Source organism: Sphingobacteriales bacterium (genome assembly GCA_016700115.1).
Classification (GTDB): Bacteria; Bacteroidota; Bacteroidia; order Chitinophagales; family UBA2359; genus UBA2359.
The window spans coordinates 3,596,879-3,617,299 of sequence record CP064999.1 but is presented as its reverse complement, the minus strand read 5'-3'; the positions used below and the strand labels follow the sequence as shown (position 1 = coordinate 3,617,299).

At 39.4% G+C, this 20,421-nt stretch carries 6 protein-coding genes and 1 other RNA gene; 3 read left to right on the top strand and 4 right to left on the bottom strand.

The features are described 5' to 3' along the window. Positions 1-4: 4 nt before the first annotated feature. The gene (locus IPM47_12950) at positions 5-3,604 is read right to left on the bottom strand and encodes a hypothetical protein (protein QQS27784.1); all 3,600 of its coding nucleotides are present in this window, start codon (positions 3,602-3,604) and stop codon (positions 5-7) included. Between the two features lie 74 nt (positions 3,605-3,678). Further along, on the bottom strand, positions 3,679-4,578 hold the full coding sequence (locus IPM47_12945; GenBank protein ID QQS27783.1) for an ABC transporter ATP-binding protein: 900 nt from the start codon (positions 4,576-4,578) through the stop codon (positions 3,679-3,681). A gap of 262 nt (positions 4,579-4,840) precedes the next feature. Between IPM47_12945 and rnpB the strand changes: the two genes are divergently transcribed. The 3 genes from rnpB to IPM47_12930 all read left to right on the top strand — a co-directional run bounded on the left by rnpB (position 4,841) and on the right by IPM47_12930 (position 7,837). Then, an RNA gene (rnpB, locus tag IPM47_12940) (RNase P RNA component class A) lies at positions 4,841-5,247 on the top strand. A gap of 101 nt (positions 5,248-5,348) precedes the next feature. Next, positions 5,349-6,578 (top strand): ABC transporter permease, encoded by a 1,230-nt coding sequence (locus IPM47_12935; GenBank protein ID QQS27782.1) that lies wholly within the window; start codon positions 5,349-5,351, stop codon positions 6,576-6,578. A 119-nt stretch (positions 6,579-6,697) separates the two neighbouring features. Next, positions 6,698-7,837 carry a hypothetical protein gene (locus IPM47_12930; protein ID QQS27781.1) on the top strand — a complete coding sequence of 380 codons (1,140 nt, stop codon included), beginning with the start codon at positions 6,698-6,700 and terminating at the stop codon, positions 7,835-7,837. Positions 7,838-8,360: 523 nt separating this feature from the next. On the opposite strand, the gene rsmI is transcribed toward IPM47_12930, so the two are convergent. Then, entirely contained in the window at positions 8,361-9,044 is a 684-nt protein-coding gene (gene rsmI / locus IPM47_12925; GenBank protein ID QQS31468.1) for a 16S rRNA (cytidine(1402)-2'-O)-methyltransferase, read from the bottom strand. A 191-nt stretch (positions 9,045-9,235) separates the two neighbouring features. Next, positions 9,236-20,110 carry a choice-of-anchor L domain-containing protein gene (locus tag IPM47_12920; protein QQS27780.1) on the bottom strand — a complete coding sequence of 3,625 codons (10,875 nt, stop codon included), beginning with the start codon at positions 20,108-20,110 and terminating at the stop codon, positions 9,236-9,238. Positions 20,111-20,421 lie beyond the last annotated feature (311 nt).

The following is a 20,421-nucleotide window of genomic DNA, read 5'->3' as shown; positions in this document are numbered from 1 at the left end:
GGTTTTATTTTTCTAAGGGTCTTAAGAGGTTGTCGCTCAGATTGCGGTCTATTAACTTATGCATGGGGTCAATACCCGCTTTTTCAGGTAAAAAATCCAAAGTAAAAGAGGCTTCCCATTCAGGTTGTGTGATATGATATCTCTTTTTATAAACCACCTTGTCCTCTTTATTGATTGCTCCAATATCAATCCACTCATTCAATACCTGAACGGGATGTTCATTTCCAAGACTGTCTGCATAAATTTTTTGGGTGTTGAATGTTAAATTTATCTTAAATTGACCATTCTCCAGTTTTTCGTAGGTTGCAGTTTTACATTGGTTATCAAATAATGTGATACGGGTAAACAAATCATCTACATTTGTTTTCATACTATCGGGAGTAAATTTGAGGATAAATTTGTAAAAATCATAAGAATTGGAATAGGGAGGTCCTCCAAATTTATATTTTTCCAAATATTCTTTAATCCCTTTGTTGGTTTGGGCTTCTCCGATATAATCCTGCAACGCATACATGGACAGAGTTCCTTTTTGGTAATGAATATATTGCTGATTTTCGTTGAGCAACAAAGGATGTTCTTTTTCTAATTCAACGCCCCTCCCTCTGAGATATCTGTCTAATTCGTATTTCAAAAAACGTCTCATCAACTCTTCACCATATTTTTGGCGCATAACCATCACCGCAGTATATTGTGAAAGAGATTCACTCATTACAGTTGAACCTTGAACAGCAGATCCTATCACCTGATGCGCCCACCATTGATGCGCTACTTCATGAGAGGTTATGTAATAAGTCATATCAATACTATTTTCCGGGTCAATATCCAAAACAAATCCAATCCCTTCAGAGTATGGAATAGTGTTTGGAAAAGACTGAGCAAAGTCTGAATAGCCCGGAAATTCTAAGATTCTGACCTGTTTATGTTGATATGGGCCAAATTCTTTGGTGCAATAATCCAAGGTATGCTTGATTGATTCAATCATTTTGTCTAAATTGTAAGCATGTGTTTTGTGGTAGTAAATTTCGATATTTACGTCATTCCATTTGTCTCTTTTTATCTCGTATCTTGCAGATAAATATGAGTAAAAATTGAGTATTTTGCTATCCATTGAATATTTAAAAAACCGCCTGTTATCTTTTGTCCATTCTTCTTGTAAATATCCCGGAGCTATTGCAGTTTGATCGGCTGATGTACTCACGGTCGTTTCATAGTTAACCCAATCTGCAGCAGCAGAGATATAATTTTGATTTTGGTAACGCAAGGTGTCTGAGATTGCATACATTCTTAGCCGATGAGGCAACTTGTATTTGCGTCTATCGTCCGGATTGTTCATTTCAAAATCAGGCTGATAGCCAATAAGCGGCATATAGAAACTATTAAAAAAAGTGCCGTTGTAAACTATATCTGTGTTGCCCCCGTCATTTTCAAAACCATTATTAACAATTTCGTAAGAAAAGTTCAAAATTAGGCTATCTCCTTTATTTAAAGGATGCTTGAGTTTGTAAAGAAAGAACCCCATCTTTTCATCTTCAATTACTTTTTGCCATTCTGCATTTTCAATTGAAACGTCAAGCCCCTTTAAATGTGAAACGTCAGACATCATATATATAACTGTATCAATCGAATGATCTGCAATGTTTTTAAGCAGATACCGGCCATTTATTTCCACCCTTCTTTGGTCAGGAAAAATAGCTATTTCAGATTTTACAGATTGAATACGGACTTGAGGTGTATTTTCGTACCGTTTATATTGTTGTTCATAGGCTACTTGTTCTTTTTCACGTTCTTTTTTGCTTTGATACTCATTTAAAATATTGGTATTGTAATAAATAAAGCTGCCGCATAGAAAAAACAACCCTATCATTGATACTAAATATAAATTCCCCAAAGTGCTATGAGCATATTTTGATGCTTTTAATCTTGCTTTAAAGTTAAATTCTGTACTTCTTACCCACCATTTTGATGCTAAGCCCAATAAAATTCCTCCAAATATCAACCAGTAAGATGCAAACCATATATTGGGTTTCCAAAAATGTCCAAACCCATTCATATCTGACAATGTTGCTGAAGGGCTTCCTCCAATAAGATATAAATTGTGGTTCCATCCCATTACAGAAAACACAATGGTTATGAGCATCGCCAATAAAATGACGATACCATGGCCCATAAACTTATTGTTGGCTAATGTGTGGACTAAAAAAGCGACACAAGCCCAAACAAGATATGACCAAAGGTCGCGAACAAATAGGGTTTTCAAATAAATATCAGGTTGAAAATTATAATATCCTTTGATTGCCTGAACAACCATTCCTGTCAACATGATAGCTGTTTGTAAAACCAGCAACACAAAAGTCATTGCCGTAAATTTGCCTGCCAACAAAGTGTTTTCTCCTATTGGCAAGGCATCTGCTATCTGATTGATTTTACTGCTGCGTTCGCGCCAAACCAATTCGCCTGTATAAAATACTATGATTATAATCATGAATAAGCCAAACGAATCGGAAGCCATATCTGCCATTGTAACACTCACGGGGAAGGTTTGCAATCCATACATTTTGTTTGCATAAATAAGATTGTTCACCAAACTGAAAATACCCAAAAACACGATGGATAAAAAAGGTATTGAAATGACAATGGTTTTGAACTCAAATTTGGTTACCGCCCACCATTGAATAAGCCGGGATTTGAAATTGAAATTTGGAGAAACCGGTAAGAAAGCTGCGGGCTTATTGAATCTTAAAATTTCATTATCATAGGTTACTTCTCTTTCAGAATTTTTCTTTCTGAACTTGAAAAATAAAGGAGCTGTTGCCGAAAATGCAAACCTGCGATAGGCGAGTAAAAAAATCGTAAAGGAGAGCATTAACCATATCAACCTGTTCAATCCCATTACCGAAAACCACGAAATTATAACTGAGTTCTTTTCTACAGGTGTCCAATATTTGGTAACATAGCTGAAAGCATTCAGCCCTATAGGATCTGTTAATGCAGCAGCGTATGAATTTTCAATGTCTGAAATCATCGAATTGCTGATAAGATATAACACCAAAAAAGCAATTCCCTGTATATATATCACTAACATGCTTCTGCTTAATGCCCCGGAAGCAAAAAACAGACACCCCATTAACAGTGAGTTGGGTAAAATAATCTGTACAAATGGCTGCCAATAAGCCATAAAATTAAAGGGGGCAATCTTATCCGGCTCAACCCACGGCATGATGGTTCCTAAATAAATTCCAATCAAGATGCCTGAAAGTACAAATACCGTAACTAAATATGAACCTACAAATTTTCCGTACCAATATGCCTTTTTTGAAACAGGAGTACTATAATATATTTCATGTATTTGATGATCAAAATCTCTAAATATCGGAACTCCCATCATTGCAGAACAAATCAAAGTACCAAAAATATTCATAATCAATACCGTCCTGTACACCACAAAAGGTGCATTTTTAGCAATCAAGCCAACACCTCCACCGATTGTTATCGCATCTGTAGAAACAAAAAGCATACAGAGCAACAACATAATGGCAAAATAAGCATAGGTAGCCGGTCTCTTAATCCGGTATAAAATTTCGAATTTCAGTATTTCCCAAAACATATTTTGAGGATGATTTTGTAAAAATGATAAGAACACCGATAAGTGTATTGAAATATAATACTGATTGTGTTACTTTAGTGTGTCGTTTCTATGTGAACTTTGCTGAAGTACACATCTTCTAATTGAATATTCGCAGGAGTAAAATTGCCTGTTTCAGGTTGGTCATCAGATAAGACATGGATTTCAATTTCTCCCGCATTAAACTTGTGTGATATTAGACGGTAGTTATTCATATAATCGGTCAGTTCGTTTTTGGGAATAATATTTTGCCAAACTTTACCTTTTAATTGCGCTACTGCTTCCGAAGGTTTACCCTGCATTACAACTTCACCCTGATTAATGATTGCCATATTGTTGCATAATTCTTTGACATCCTCAACAATATGTGTTGAGAAAATAATTATTACATTTTCACTGATTTCACTGAGCAAATTGAGAAAGCGGTTTCTTTCTGCGGGATCTAACCCTGCTGTAGGTTCATCTACTATAATAACTTTGGGATTTCCCAACAAAGCCTGCGCAATACCAAACCTCTGCCTCATTCCACCCGAATAACCCGCTACTGCTTTTTTTCGAACATCAAACAAATTTGTTTGCTGGAGTAGGTTGTTGACAACTTCTTTTCTTTGCTGCTTGTGAGAAATTCCTTTTAAAATGGCTATATGATCCAATAAAGATTCAGCACTGATATTGGGGTAAACACCGAATTCTTGAGGTAAATATCCTAAACTACGCCGCATAACCTCCTTTTGCCGCAACACATCAATAGTTCCTTCTTCCCCTTCAGTTTGCAGTTCAATACTACCGGTATCAGCAGTTTGCAAAGTTGCAATAGTTCGCATCAAAGTAGATTTGCCTGCTCCATTTGGCCCTAAAAGTCCAAACAAACCGGTCGGAATTACCAGATTAACGTCAATTAAAGCTTTTGTTCCGTTGGGATAAGTTTTTGAAAGATTTTTGATTTGAAGTTGCATGGTTGATAAATTTAAATGAAACCTGGTCTGTTTAAACTACTTGTGTCTAACGCATAAAAGCATTTAATTGCCTTGTAAAGTTAAAAATAGTTCAATAAAACTATTTTTGGTCAATAGGTATTGATTAAGATGATTTTCTTACCAATTAAAGCACAAAATCACATACGACAAATAAGATCTGGATTTGAAAATTAAACACAGACAATATCATTTGGAAAATATAATTTTTGAACCATGTGGTTGAGAAATGGGTTATTGCAGTGCTACAAGTCGTTCTATCGCTTGCTTTAACAAGCAAGAGGAAAGTCCGGGCAACACAGAGCAACCACACCACCTAACAGGTGGGGCTTACAGGGTAACTTGTAAGTACAGATAGTGTCGCAGAGAATTACCATTCTGTTTTTTTAAGGCAGGTATTGGGTGAAAACGCAAGTTAAAAAATCTGCGTTCAGATAGGGAAACCTTTCTTGAAGGACAAACCTTGTGGGTTGAAAGGCCAAATATACCGGCACGTTGTTTTACTTTAGGGTAACAACTAAAAGCTGCTCGTTTGATGCCGGGGGGTAGGTCGTTAGAGCCTGATAGCAATATCAGGAGTAGATAAATGATAGAACATGGTTGATTTAACCTCAACCATGACAAAACCCGGCTTACAGACTTGTAGTTTTTTTACTTTTTATAAATACTTCGTGTAAGTTAATGTGCTTACTTCCTTGACCTTTCCCCAATAAATATTGTAGTTTTGCATTTCAATCAACTTTAAGATTTCGATGAATTTAGCTTTGCATATTGCCAAACGTTATTTGATTTCAAAAAAATCTACAAATGCAATCAATATAATTTCCGGGGTTTCAATGGTTGGAATGTTAGTTGGAACTGCAGCCCTGATCTTAGTTTTATCCGTTTTTAATGGTTTTGAAGATCTTGTAACTTCCCTTTACAATACTTTTAATCCGGATATAAAAGTGATACCTAAAGAAGGTAAAACTTTTGAGCCCGATAGCATTCAATTTGAAAAAATCAAACAAATTCCGGGAGTATCAAATATTTCTCATGTTTTGGAAGAAAATGCGCTTTTGCGTTACAAAGAAAAAGATTATATCACAAGGCTGAAAGGAGTAGATGACAATTTCGTATTTGTCAGTCAAGTGGACACTGCGATCATAGATGGCGAATTCAGGTTAAAAAATGAAGATGCAGATTGTGTGGTGGTAGGATTAGGAGTTTTGGCAAGTTTAGGGGTTAACCTTCAAAATCAATTTGAAAGATTAACTGTTTTTATGCCAAGAAGAGAAGGTAAGGTAAGTTCATTTTCTGCTGAAACTGCATTTACACAAGCTTCTTTGATTCCAACCGGTGTTTTTGCCATTCAACAGGATTTTGACAGTCGTTATGCTTTTGTACCAATCAGGTTTATGCGTAAACTCTTGAACTACCCACTTTCCGTTAGTGCTTATGAAATAGCACTGTTGCCAAATGCAAATTCATCGTTTGTAAAGAGTCAAATTGCTGTCATTATGGGTGAAAAATTCAAAGTGCTGGACAGATATCAGCAGGATGAGTTCTTATACAAAGTGATGAAAACAGAAAAGTGGGCAGTATATTTTATTTTAACTTTTATTCTAATCATTTCTGCTTTCAACATCATTGGTTCTTTGTCTATGCTGGTTATTGAAAAGAAACAAGACATCAGTATTCTAAAAGCATTAGGTGCAACAAAAGGATTTATTCAGCGCGTTTTCTTTTTTGAAGGGATATTATTGTCTCTTATAGGCGCATCATGCGGAGTAGTTATAGCCATCGTAATTTGTTTGATACAACAACATTTTGAAATTTTGAAACTACAAGGTGCTTCATTTTTAATTGATGCTTATCCGGTAAGCATGAGAATAGATGATTTCATTCTTGTTTTTGTAACCGTTGTTATAATTTCTGTTTTGGCTTCGGCCTTTCCTGCCTATCGGGCAGCCGAACAAACACAAATTGTTCAGCAAGAGTAATATCCAATAGAGTCCTCCGTTTTAAATGACAATTTTCAGCTTCAGCATAATATTTACCAATCTCTTTTGAAGCAGATTCCTTATTTTACTAATCAATTATTTACAAAACAAGTAATTTGATGCTTATCAGAGTTATAATACTTTCATTCATTCTGTTTGCCAAGGTTCCTTTTGCCCTTGCACAGATGCCTTTACTTGAAGTTGCAAACTTAACTTTAAAAATAGGTCCTAAAAGTGAAGAGGTACTCTATTATGGCTTTGCAAAGGGTGATAAAATAATTTTTACATTTAAAGAAGAAGAGCAAAAAGAACTGACAGAAGTAAGTATCGAAGAATTTCCTGAGCAAATCAGGTTTTCAGATTATAAGGTCAAATCAATTCGTGCAAAACATATTGATGTCAATCAAAAATCAGTATATGTTTTTAAATTTGTAAATAATCAAGCATTCAAAGGCAGGGTTTGTCATATAAAAATTCAACGAATACCTGAAACAGACTTAACCATAGATTTCAACTCACAGGTCAGATGGATTGCATCTTATGATACCACTTTTCAAATAGAAACACGCGAAGTTTTATCGGGGTATGATACCATTTTTTCCAAAAATGAAAGCTGGGAACTTAAGAAATCTACCTTAGAAGAATTTGTTGTTTTTGATAAAAACCAAAAAGTAGCTTCAAGAGCCAATCTCGGAGGAGTTTCTAACCGGATTTGTATCAGATTTGAGTTACCCCCAAATGTCAGCAATAACAGTAGAAAGCAAGTATTACAAGGTTGGGCCTATTGGATCGGTGTGGGTGAAGAAGCAAGTATGGTTTGGACTGAAAATGTTAAAACTATTGCCGGCTTTGCACAGGGAGTCATTGCAATTTATTCTCCTTTAGGTGGATTAGTTGCAGGATTAGTTTCGGGTTTGGCCATTCCAAAAACAGGAGATGATATTTATTACGCAATTACAGATTCCGTTCAGGCTGAATTGTTTTTATCAAAAAAAACCTTCCTCCCAATAGATTGGGGAAAAGGCAAGGGAGGGTTTGGAAAATTCAATCATACGCAACCCTCTGCCTTTTATTTATGTTTGGAAAACGACAACTACTTAAATGCCGTTGATGTAACTATCAAAGTAGTTGCCTTGATTGATACTAAAATTTATGCCAATCAAGAAACATCAAAACAGGTCATAAAACCAAGAATGGAAAAAGTTTCTGTTGAAATTCCTGTCATTACTCCTAAAACATTACCGGTTACCTGGAAATAACTTTTGGTTAATTGAGACTATAACCCTTTTTCTTTTTTACTGCATTTTGAAACCTTTGATTTAAAAAAAGATAGTCTCATTTCATTCATACACACTTTATAGAACAGTCTCGAATATTCCCTTAGAAAAATATTTTTTAACCTTGAAAAACTATTAGTTTGCCTTAGAAAAATATTTTTTTGCCCTGAAATACTATTAGTTTGCCTTGGAAAAATATTTTTTTACCCTGAAATACTATTAGTTTGCCTTGGAAAAATATTTTTTGCCCTGAAATACTATTAGTTTGCCTTGGAAAAATATTTTTTTGCCCTGAAATACTATTTGTTTGCCTTAGAAAAATATTTTTTTACCCTGAAATACTATTTGTTTGCCTTAGAAAAATATTTTTTTACCCTGAAAAACTATTTGTTTGCCTTGGAAAAATATTTTTTTACCCTGAAAAACTATTTGTTTACCTTGGAAAAATATTTTTTTGCCCTATAAATTGCAATTCCTTTATTTCCAGAAAGGGCATTAGCTTCAACTATCCTTCATTTGTACTTCCTGCTACAACAATTACTATTTCACCTTTGACGGCTTTGGATTCAAAATATCCTATTAACTCGGACAAAGTGCCACGTATGTTTTCTTCGAAAATTTTGGTCAATTCCCTGCTGACTGAAGCTTGCCTTTGAGCTCCTAAATATTCGGCTAATTGATTTAAAGTCTTTAGCAATCTATGTGGTGATTCGTATAAAATGATGGTTCTTTTCTCAAGTGAAAGTAATTTCAATCGAGTCTGCCTTCCTTTTTGATGCGGCAAAAATCCTTCAAAACAAAATTTGTCACATGGTAATCCTGAATTAATTAAAGCAGGTATAAAGGCAGTAGGACCGGGTAAACATTCAACAGGAATATTTTCTTTTAAACATTCTCTGACTAAAAGATACCCGGGATCGCTAATTCCCGGCGTTCCGGCATCACTGACAACTGCGATAGAACTTCCTGATTTTAGTGCGGCTATAGTTTTGCTTAACTTACTATGCTCATTGTGGATATGATGAGATTGCATAGGAGTAGTTATCTGATAGTGTTTTAACAGTTTTTGGGTTGTCCGGGTATCTTCGGCGAGAATTAGTGTAACGTCTTTTAACGTTTTAATTGCTCGAAGGGTAATATCTTCAAGATTGCCGATAGGTGTTGGTACTAAATACAATCCGGGTTTCATCATGTACAGTTTATCTGATATTTACAGTCAAAAAAATAGTTACAAATGTTTTAAAATTTCTCTAAGAAGCAAAACAAGAAGGTTTCAGAGAAATTAAAAAATTTTGCCGCAAACAACGTGATTTACAAGTAAATCAAAGTCATTTGCGGCAAATTAAACTGTCTTGAATTTAAGACAGCAAATTCGGAAAATTAGTGAATCAAGGTTACATTGCCTTTAAAGAATTCGGAAGTACCATCGGTAAATGTAACTTCTGCATAATAAACATAAACTCCTAATTCAGCATTTTTACCTTTAAACGTTCCATCCCAGCCTTTTTCAATATCCTCACCAATCATTTGGAACATTTGTCCTCCCCATCTATCATAGATATAAAGGTTGACTGATTCAACATTAAGCCCTGTCAGCCTGAAAATGTCATTGGTATTGTCGCCATTAGGTGAAAACGCATTTGGAATAGTTACTAACTTTTGATAAATCAAACCTAATTGAACAGAAGCAGTTGCTTCACAACCATATTCATCTACGGCGGTAAATGTATAGGTTGTCAGGTCATCTACTGGTGTTGCAATGGTTATCGGGCAATCCGTACAACTCAAAGTGCCACTTGAAGCAGTCCATGTATAGGTTAACTGTCCACTTAAAGCGGATGTTGCTGTTCCTGTTAAAGTTGCAGAAGTTCCTGAGTTGATATATCCTATTGGTGTAGTTGCAGTAACATTCACATTAGAAACTCCAACTTGCAAAGAATAATCAGAGGAACAGCCTTCAGGAGTACTGACTGTTAAAGTTGCAGTATAAGTGCCCGGACTGTTCCATGTTATATTGTGAGGTCCTGCGCCTGTTTGGTTTCCTGCACTGCCAAAGTTCCAACTATATGTACTGGATGGGCTTGCAGTTCCGGTAAAATTAAAGGTAGCCTGATCTCCCAAACAAATTACTTCGGGAGCTGTAAACAGGGCAACCGGCAAATCTACAACTGTAACCGGCAAAGTAGTTATATAGTAACATCCATCGGGATCTGTAAATTCATAAGTGACAGTATGTGTACCTACACCTGCGGAAACCGGATCAAAGGTTGTACCGGTTATTCCGGTGCCGCTGAATATACCACCTGCCGGAGTTCCACTTAATACTACTGAATTCGCATCCACACAATAGCTTGCCGACAGCCCAATTATTTCGGGAGTAATAGTCGGACATGCCACATTGGTAGTTGTACAATCCTGAGAAACGGTTATACTATTACCACATTCAACCGGCCCGAGAGCAAAAATTGTTATGGTAATGGTAGTATTTTGGCTTAATCCGGTTGCAGTATAAGATGTTGTTCCGGCGGTTAATGTTTCCGGAGTACCTCCATCAATACTGATTTCGTAACCGGTAGCACCCGGAATAGGATCCCAGACAAACTGCAAAGTTGTATTGGTAACTGTTCCACAAATTGGTGCAGGCGGCGGCATATTTCCGGGAACCGTAACTGTGGCATTAGATACACATCCGTTGTTGTCAGTGACTGTAACAGCATAATCACCCGGAGCTAAGCCGGTTGCAACTGCTGCATTTAATGTTCCATCATGTGCCCATGTATAAGTAAGCGGTGCTGTACCACCTGCTACTGTAGCTGTTGCGCTTCCATCGGTTAATCCACAGGCAGATCCGATTGAGCTTAAACTTACGGTTGGTGAACCAAAGAAGTTAACCGTAGTAGTTAATACATCCTGACATCCGTTTTCATCGGAAACAGTTACAATATATGTACCTGAAGCAAGCCCAGTAGCAGTTGTTCCTGTAAGTGTTGAATCATGCGACCATGTGTAAGAAATTATCCCTGTTCCTCCAGAAGTTGTTACCGTTACGCTTCCGTTATCGTTAGTACAGGTTGCATTTACCAAAGTTGATAATGCAACGTCAGGCCCGTTTAATGTGCCCACATCCAATGTCACACTTCCGGTACAACCATTAGCATCAGTTACTGTTACGGTATAAGAACCAATTGCAAGGTCAGTAGCAATGGAGCTATTTAAACCATTGTTATGTGACCAGCTATAGGAGTAACCTGCTGTTCCTCCGCTTGCAATTACACTGATAGATCCATCAGACTGCCCGCAACTTGCCGGAGTGATGACATCCTGACTAACAGTTGGTAATGGAGAATCACCAATAGTTGCAGATTGTATGTCCAAACAACCCAATTCATCGGTTACTGTAACTGTATAAGTACCTGCGGCTAAACCTGTGCCTGTAGGACTATCGGGTATTCCGGCCTGAGACCAGTTATAAGACAAAATTCCTGTTCCACCGGTTGTGGTAAAGGTAATACTTCCATTAGCCAAACCACAAGTTGCATCAGAGGTACTTCCCACACTTACAACAGGCCCATCAGGATTTGCTATGACCGCATTCGTTGAATTGGTACAGCCGTTTGCATCTGTTACTGTTACTGTGTAAGAACCGGCAGCCAACCCTGTTACGGTCGGACTATTGGGTAATCCTGCTTGTGACCATGTATAGTTTAGTGCTCCGGTTCCGCCGGAGGCAATAACCGTAATGCTGCCATTATTAACCCCACAGGTTGCATCTGAAATATTGTCCACAGCTATAGTTGGCGGTGTGGAATTTGTAATTGTCGCACTTTCTGTATCCGTACAACCATTAGCATCAGTAACTGTTACGGTATAAGTACCATCAGGTAATCCTGAAGCTGAAGGCCCTGTAGCTCCGGGTGATGACCATGCATAAGTTATCGCTCCGGTACCTCCGGTAGTAGCAAAAGTAATACTTCCGTTAGCATTTCCACAAGTAGCATTGGTTGTAGATGAAACACTAACAACCGGTGATTCCGAACTATTGATTGTTGTATTTGTAGTTGCTAAACAACCATTTGAGTCTGTAACTGATATAGTATAACTACCGGCGGGTAAATCTACAGCGCTATCGCTGTTCAAAGAATTGTCATGTGACCATGAATACGTTAAAGTACCTGTACCTCCTGAACCGGTAACCAAGATACTTCCGTTATCATCACCGCAAGTGGTTTGATTGACCCCGGATATACTAATAGTAGGTAAAGGATCTGCACTGATACTAATATCCAAAGTACTGACACAACCGGTGGCATCGGTTGCAGTTACTGTATAACTGCCGGCAGGTAAGTCTGTTGCAGTTGTGTTGTTTAAAAGAGGAGCATGTGACCATGAATAGGTTAGTGTGCCATTACCACCTGTTGCTGAAATAGTGATACTGCCATTATCATTACCGCAAGTAGCATTAGCAGTACTCACCAAATTTAATACTGCAGCATTTAACGTTGAAATATTTACGGTTGTAACTGCAATACATCCATTTGCATCTGTTACAGTTACGTCGTAAGTGCCGGTTGCTAAGTCTGTAGCTGCATTTGAGTTTAGTGTTGGATCATGAGACCATTCGAACGAGTAAGGTCCGGTACCCCCTGCTGCTGCAACAGCACCACTACCATTGGACTGACTACAACTGGCCGGGTTTTCGGTTGTAACTGCTAATGTCGGATTAGTAGTTGCAACTACAGGCGCACTGATAGATGCTGTACATCCGGTTGCATCAGTAACTGTAACAGTATAAGTTGCAGCAGAAAGACCATTAGCAGTCGGACTGTTTAATGTTCCATCATGTGACCATAAATAATTTATCGGGGCGGTACCTCCGGCAGTTGATATAGTAATACTGCCGGTACCGGCTCCACAATTGTCAGGTAAAACTCCTGTTACTTGTAAAACCGGACTTAGTAAATTACTCACAATAACCACCTGTACAGCTTCACAAGTATTTTCATCAGTAACTGTTACAAAGTAATTACCCGGTGCCAAATCAAATGCGGTAGGACCTGTGAGGGTTGGATCATGCGACCATTCATAAGATAATGTTCCGAAACCACCAGTTGCAGATACTGTGATACTTCCATTATTATTTCCACAAGTAGCAGGACTTACACTATCTACAGCTAAAGTAGGTGCTCCATCATTTGCAACTGCCATAGGCTGAATAGCCTGACATCCGTTTGCATCTGTAGCCGTAACGGTATAGCTTCCTGATAACAAATTAATTGCATCGGGGCTGTTTAAACCCGGGTTATGTGACCATGAATAGGTGATTGGAGAGGTGCCGCCTGAAAGAATAACAGAAACCGAACCATTCGCAACACCACATGCGGCATTTACAACCGCACCCGGAGCTAAGGTTGGACCTGCAAGGTTTGTGATACTTACCGTTTCAACATCGGTACAGTTATTGGCATCTGTGATTGTTACAGTATAGCTGTTTGTGCCCAAACCTGTTGCATTTGGACTGTTGAGCAGTGCATTATGAGACCATAAGTAGTTTACCGGAGCTGTTCCGCCGGAAATTGAAACATCTATTGTACCATTATTTAATCCGCATGTTGCATCATCAGGTAACATGCTGTCAATAGTTGGCCCTGCAATATTAACAATATCAGCAGATGTTGTTGCAGAACATCCGTTTGCATCTGTCACCGTAACACTGTAAGTGCCTTCTCCTAAATTAGTAGCAGATGGCCCTGTAGGGCCTCCGGGTTGTGACCACGAATATGTTAATGGTGCTGTACCACCGGTACCTGTTACACTCATTCCTCCATTGTTATTTCCGCAGGTAGCATCCGTTGTACTTAATACTGAAATACTTGGGTCAGGTTGGAAAGTTACCGGGTAAGTATTTGATTCCCCTGTACAACCATTACTATCTGTAACGGTAACCTGATAGGTGCCCGCTATAGTTGGGTTAATGATTTGTGTAGTGGCACTGTTGTTCCAAATATATTCGTCAAAACCCGCAGGTGCTGTCAGTTCAACAAAGTTTCCGCAACCTATTACTCCATCTATAACCGGAGTTGGGGCGACGTTTAGTTGTACCAAGACGCTGTTTGCACCGGTACATCCATTTGCATCTGTAACAGTAACCGTATAAGTTGTCGGGCCGGTTGGGAAAACTGTGATAGTTTGATTTGTACTACCTGTACTCCAGGCATAAGCTGCATAAGCTCCGGGATTTAATGTTGTTGAGAATCCCGGACATACAACCAATGCACCTGTAATCGAAGGACTCAAAGTAAAATCAACTACAATTTCAACAGAGGCTGTTCTGGTACATCCAATACTATTCGTTGCAGTAACTGTATAGGTAGTTGTTGAAGCCGGAGAAACTGTAAATGACTGTGAAGTATTTCCGTTACTCCATAAATAATCATGTGCCGGATCACCGTTTACAGTAATAGTTGCGCTATTTCCTAAACAAATACTCGGTGGAGCTGTAATGGTGATGTCCGGACTTGGGATGGCATCCACATTTGTAGTTGCAGTACCTGTACATCCGTTCGCATCTGTTACAGTAACAGTATAGATTGTATTGAATTCCGGATTAACAGTTATATCTTTTGTGTTCATTCCATTACTCCATTGATATGCAGAAAAACCACCTGTTGAACTTAACAACACCGGTGAACCTGCACAAACTGTTACACCTCCACCGGTTATAGCAGGGGTTGGTAATGGATTGACAGTTATATTGATAGATTGAGCTGCCGTACATCCTGTTGCGTCAGTTACCGTAACAAAATAAACACCACCTGTAGTAACTGTGGTACTTTGGGTTGTACTGCCATTTGACCAAAGATAAGTTGGGTAGGATTCATCAACTGTAATTACAGCACTTGCTCCTTCGCAGAAAATGGGATTTCCTGAGATTGTTAAAGGAGGTATAGGGAATATATCAACATCTGTAGTAACCGGTGCTGATGGGCAGGCATCCACTGTAACTACCAAAGTATAAGTGCCGGATAACGCACTACCTCCGGATAGGATAGGATTTTGTAATATAGAGCTATATCCACCCGGACCTGTCCACTGATAGGAAACAGTTGTTCCCGATAAACTTGTAGATCCTTGCAATTGAATATCCCCGGCACAAGCAGGCCCATTATTTGTAGCAACTGCAACCGGGCTTGGAAGAACATCTATGTTGACATCTGCACTTGCTGAAGGACAACCATTTACAGTTACTACTAACGTATATACTCCTTCCTGGGCTATATTGACACCCGGAATTAATGGGAACTGATTAGAAGATGTAAATCCTCCGGGTCCAGTCCAACTATATACTACTGTACTGCCCGGAGGAACTCCGCCCGGTACAAAAACATCGCCCGAAAGCTGTAAATCTGTCCCTTCGCAGGGAATATTACTGCCGGGAATTGCAAGTGGAATAGCATTAACTACTACTGTTTCTGTAACCTCTGCGCTACATCCGTTAGCATCTGTTGCCGTAACGGTATAGCTGGTGGTGGTAATCGGATTTACTGAAATAGAGGTTGTGGATTCACCGGTGCTCCAGTAATAAGTAAGACCACCGCTTGCGGTCAATGTTGCCGGATCTCCTTCACAAACGGGCACTGCACCTGTTATGGTCAAGCCGGTTAATTCATTGACAGTAACCGTAACATCATCTGTTGCACTGCAATTATTTGCGTCGGTGACTGTAACCGTATAAGTTGTTGTGGTTGTTGGACTAACTACAATTGATTGATTGTTACCAACAAAACCATCCCAGGAATATATTAAGCCACCTGTTGCTATGAGGGTAGCCGATTCCTGTCCTAAACAAATTTCCTGATCAGGACCTGCATCAGGGGTTGGAAGCGGATTGACAAATACAGTAGTTTGATCTGTTGCCGAACATACTCCGCCAATAGAAACAGTAACAGTATAAACTGTGGTAACTGAAGGACTGACTGCAATAACAAAACCGGTATCTCCATTATCCCAAGTATAAGTATCACCGTTTCCGGTAACCCCAACGAATACCATATCACCGTTACATATACTTTGAGGAGGGTCGGCGACAGCCTGTGGTTGCGAAATTACATTGATGGTAGCATCTGTAGTAGCACTACACCCCTCTGCTCCTGTTACAGTTACATTATAAGTCGTTGTAGCATTAGGTGCTGCAACGATAGATTGAGTGGTTGCTCCGGTTGACCATAGATAACTGTTAAATCCCGGACCGGCATCTAAAGGAGGTGCATTCACACCGGCACAAGTAGATTGAGGAGTTATTGCAGGAGGAATAATATTGTTTTCTGTAACGACAAAATTGCTGGTTCCGGTACATCCGTTAGCATCAGTTACAGTAACAACGTATGTGCCGGGTGTGGTAACTAAAATACTTTGCCCGAAAGCACCGGTTGACCACGAATATTGAACAAATCCGGCATCAGCATCCAGATTCGAATCATCTCCGGCACAAACCGTTGGATCGCCTGAAATACTTACTTCTGGAGCAGGATTTGCAACAACTTCTACCTCAGTAGTACCACTACAATTACCCGCATCTGTTACTGTTACACTATAGATTCCGGGTGGAACAGTAATGCTTGCTGTTGTAGAACCGGTTGACCAAAGATAACTTGCAAAACCTGCACCGACATCTAATGTTGAAGTTTCTCCGGCACAGAGTGTTAAATCCCCACTAATAGCCGGGCTAAGAGACGCTTCCTGTGTAACATTTACTGAAGCAGTACCCGTACACCCATTAGCATCAGTTACAGTTACGGTATATGTTCCGGGTGTGTTGACTGTAATACTGGAAGTTGAACCTGAAGGTGACCAGGCATAAGTGCTAAACCCGGGAGGTGCTGATAATGTTGTATTACTTCCAATACAAAACGAAAGTGAACCACTTATTGCAGGAGCGGGATTATTATTAACAGAAACGGTTCCTGTACCAACAGCCGTACATCCATTTGCATCAGTAACCGTTACAGAATAACTGGTTCCGGTTACAGGGCTTACTGTAATACTTTGAGAGGTGGAACCATCTGACCAAAGGTAATTTGCAAATAAAGGTGGAGCAGAAATCGTAGCACTTCCCCCTAAACATGTAGAAGCCGAAGTAACTGCCGGTGGAGAAATAGTATTTACTGTAACTGTAACACTTGCAGTAGTCGTGCAGGTTGCAGCATTGGTAACTGTAACGATATAAGTTGTTGTTGCAGACGGATTGACTGAAATTGTTTGACTGGTTCCACCGTTGGACCAAGCATAACTTGCATAAGGACCTCCATTCACAGTCAAATCAACTGGAGAGCCTCCCTGACATAATTGCTGGGGAGCTATTGTTGGAGGGGTGATAGAATTCACAGTAACCGTAACACTTCCGGTAGCAGTACAACCCTGAACATTGGATACTGTTACAGTATAAGTTGTTGTGGTTGTCGGACTCACTGAAACAGTTTGACCGGAACCTCCGGAAGACCAACTGTAGGAAGCATATCCTAAACCCGCATTAAGTGTTACAGAGCTTCCCGAACAGATGGTTTGTGGTAATGGATTTGGCGGAACAATGTTGGAACTGATGGTTACATTCACGCTTGCAGATGCAGTACAGCCTGCGGCATTTGTAACAGTAACCGTATAGGATGTATTCACACTTGGGTTTACAGTAATAGTTTGAGTAGCTCCTCCGGTTGACCACAGATACTGCGTGTATCCGGGACCGGCATTTAGACTAACGTTTTGGCCCGGGCAAATACTGGGTGCAGCCAAACTCGGTGGGTTGATATTATTTACAGTAACAGTAGTATTGGCTGTTGCAGTACATCCGTCAGTATTGGTAACAGTAACAGTATAGGTTGTATTTGTAGTAGGTGATATTGTAATCGTCGCATTGGTTCCTAAGCCCGAACTCCATTGATATGTTCCTCCTCCTGTTGCTGTGATAGTCGCACTCTGACCATTACAAATTGTAGAAGCAGGAGAAATACCTGCAGTTGCTTGCGCAAGAACTGAAATCGTAGTTGTAGTACTGCTGCCACAAGGTGCAGGTGTTGTATAAGTAACAGTATAGGGACTTGCACCTAAAGAGGCCGCCAATGCGTAACTGAATTGACCGCTCGTGTTTGTACCGCCTAATATGCCTGGTCCTGACCAGGTGCCTCCGGGAACGTTAGAAGTTAATGTTGTTGTAGCTACCGCCCCCTGACAAACCGGAGTAACCGGATTAATGGACGGCACGGCAACAGGGTTGACGGTTATCGTTGTATTTTGTGTACTGCTCCCGCAGGAATTACTAACTGTATAAGTAATTGTATAAGGGCCTGGACCTGTACCAAATGCTGCCACTGGGTCAAATTCGCCGGTTACAGGATTTACCCCGGGACCTGACCAGGTTCCTCCTGCACTAACTGCTGTTAGAGTAACAGGGGAAGCATTACTACAAAATGGTCCTGCAGGATTGATCGCAGCATTCGGTGGAGCATTACTTACATTGACCTGAATTGTTGCAGTAGTAGTTCTACCGCAAGCATCTGTAACTGTTACAGAATAACTCGTTGATACAGGCGGTGTAACTGTAACAGCAGGACCGTTCTGACCATTACTCCATACATAAGTATAGGGTGTAAATGTACTACCCGAAGCAATTACCGCAATCAAAGCGTTTTCACCGGGACAAATAGTAGGTGGATCGCTGATAAAAGCATTAAATGGTTCCGGGCTGTCGTAAATATTTAATTGTGCCGGTGGGGGGAAAGTACAATTACATTGTAATTCATTGATTTGTACAATGATACTTTCAAACCCTTCGGGTAATAAATCGGCATAAGCAATAACCGGTAACTGATAAGAAATTTGTCCGGCGGGAATAGTTACTGTAATTGGAAGTGTTTGATAGTCAGCACCCGGGGTTGCAGTTCCTGTAACAGAAATTTGAAGTACGATAGGTTGGCTCAGATCCGTAACATCACCTCTAACAAATTCAAAATAACCATCCTGACAACCTTCATAAGCGTCTTGTGTACCACTACTGGGTACAAATGATGTGACTGAAACAGCATTACCCGCATTAAAACTATTTGCAGCTAAAAATACCGCAGAATCTAAAATTGAGTCGCCTGCATCTGCAACTGCCAGTTTTATGGTATAAGTTTGGCAGGGAGTTAGTCCGGTAGCAACTGCGGTCATAACATCCGTATAACCATCATATTGTGTAATGATACTTCCTGCAGGATTGGCATTATAAAAAGCACTGTTATTGGTTGGATTGACTGTATTAATCCCCACATAAGTACTGGTACCTGGAACCAATGCTATGTTTTGAAGTGGTACACCGGGACCGCTTATAAAAAAACCAAATACATCGTTAAAAGATGAGCATACATATTCGGGATATTCATCCGAAGCAAACACATATTGAAACTGAACAGAGTTTGTAAGCGGAACAAATGAAAATTGAATAAATGCTGCGTCAAAAGTTGGTGCAGGGCTGCCACAGGGGGTAGAGGCAGTTAAAGCAGTCAAGTTAGCATCTCCGGGAGTTCCGAAAGCAGAAGTTACTCCGGTTGAGTTATTTGGGCCTTGAGCATTTGTAGCTGCACCGCTTGCAATGATAATTCCTTCGGGAATACCAATACTTGCTCCGTTTATAAAATGTCCGATAGCTTGATTATTACCGGTAAATGTTACACCGGATACTTGTGAACATCCGGTTAAGAAAACATTTTGTACTAACCAGGAGGCATTACTGTTGTTTCCGCCGGTTTGTACGGTTAATGCAGTTGGTGGTGGTGGTGGCGTAATAACCCTGTATGCTAATGTAGCACAATTTGCATTATTGGTACAACCAAAACCGGTTACATAAATGGCAAATGTACCATTTGAAGTAGCGGTCCATGTCAACTGGGATTGAATGCCGCAAAAATCATCATTGTATGCACCGGCAACTCCGGCACCTGCAGCGGTATTAATGCTTAATTCAGTATCCCAACTTGCAGTACCGCCGCTTCCGCAAAATGTAAATGCAAATTGCTGTCCGACAGTTGCATTAAATGTGTAATAATCTCCTCCTGTAACGCATCCTGTTGTTTGCCAGGTGCCGGTAGGAGTAATAGATCCTAAGCTTACGGCACCGACATTTGCACTGAAACTACATTGTGCATTTGATTCTATATTTAAGAATGACAAGCAAATAAAGCAAAAAACAGAAAGCCAAATGTGTCGTGTAGATGTTTTATTCATAACGTGATAATTTGAAAATAAGATTTGACCGATAAAAATAGAAATTTTTTCCTTTATAGCCTAATGCAATTGATAGTCTTTATGACATTTTTTTGATAAAACCTAAAAATAGCATTTTTAAGACTTTTTTTGGACAACTATAAAAGACTGAAAAATCATTCATTATGGTTGCAAAGCTATTGTTCAAAATCTATTTTTAAAAACTTAACAAAAACTATTCAGACGTTTTTATCATTACCGATAACCAGTAAACACAATTATTTTTTATACTAAATGTTTCATAGAAGGGCTTTTTACATCTATTTAAATAA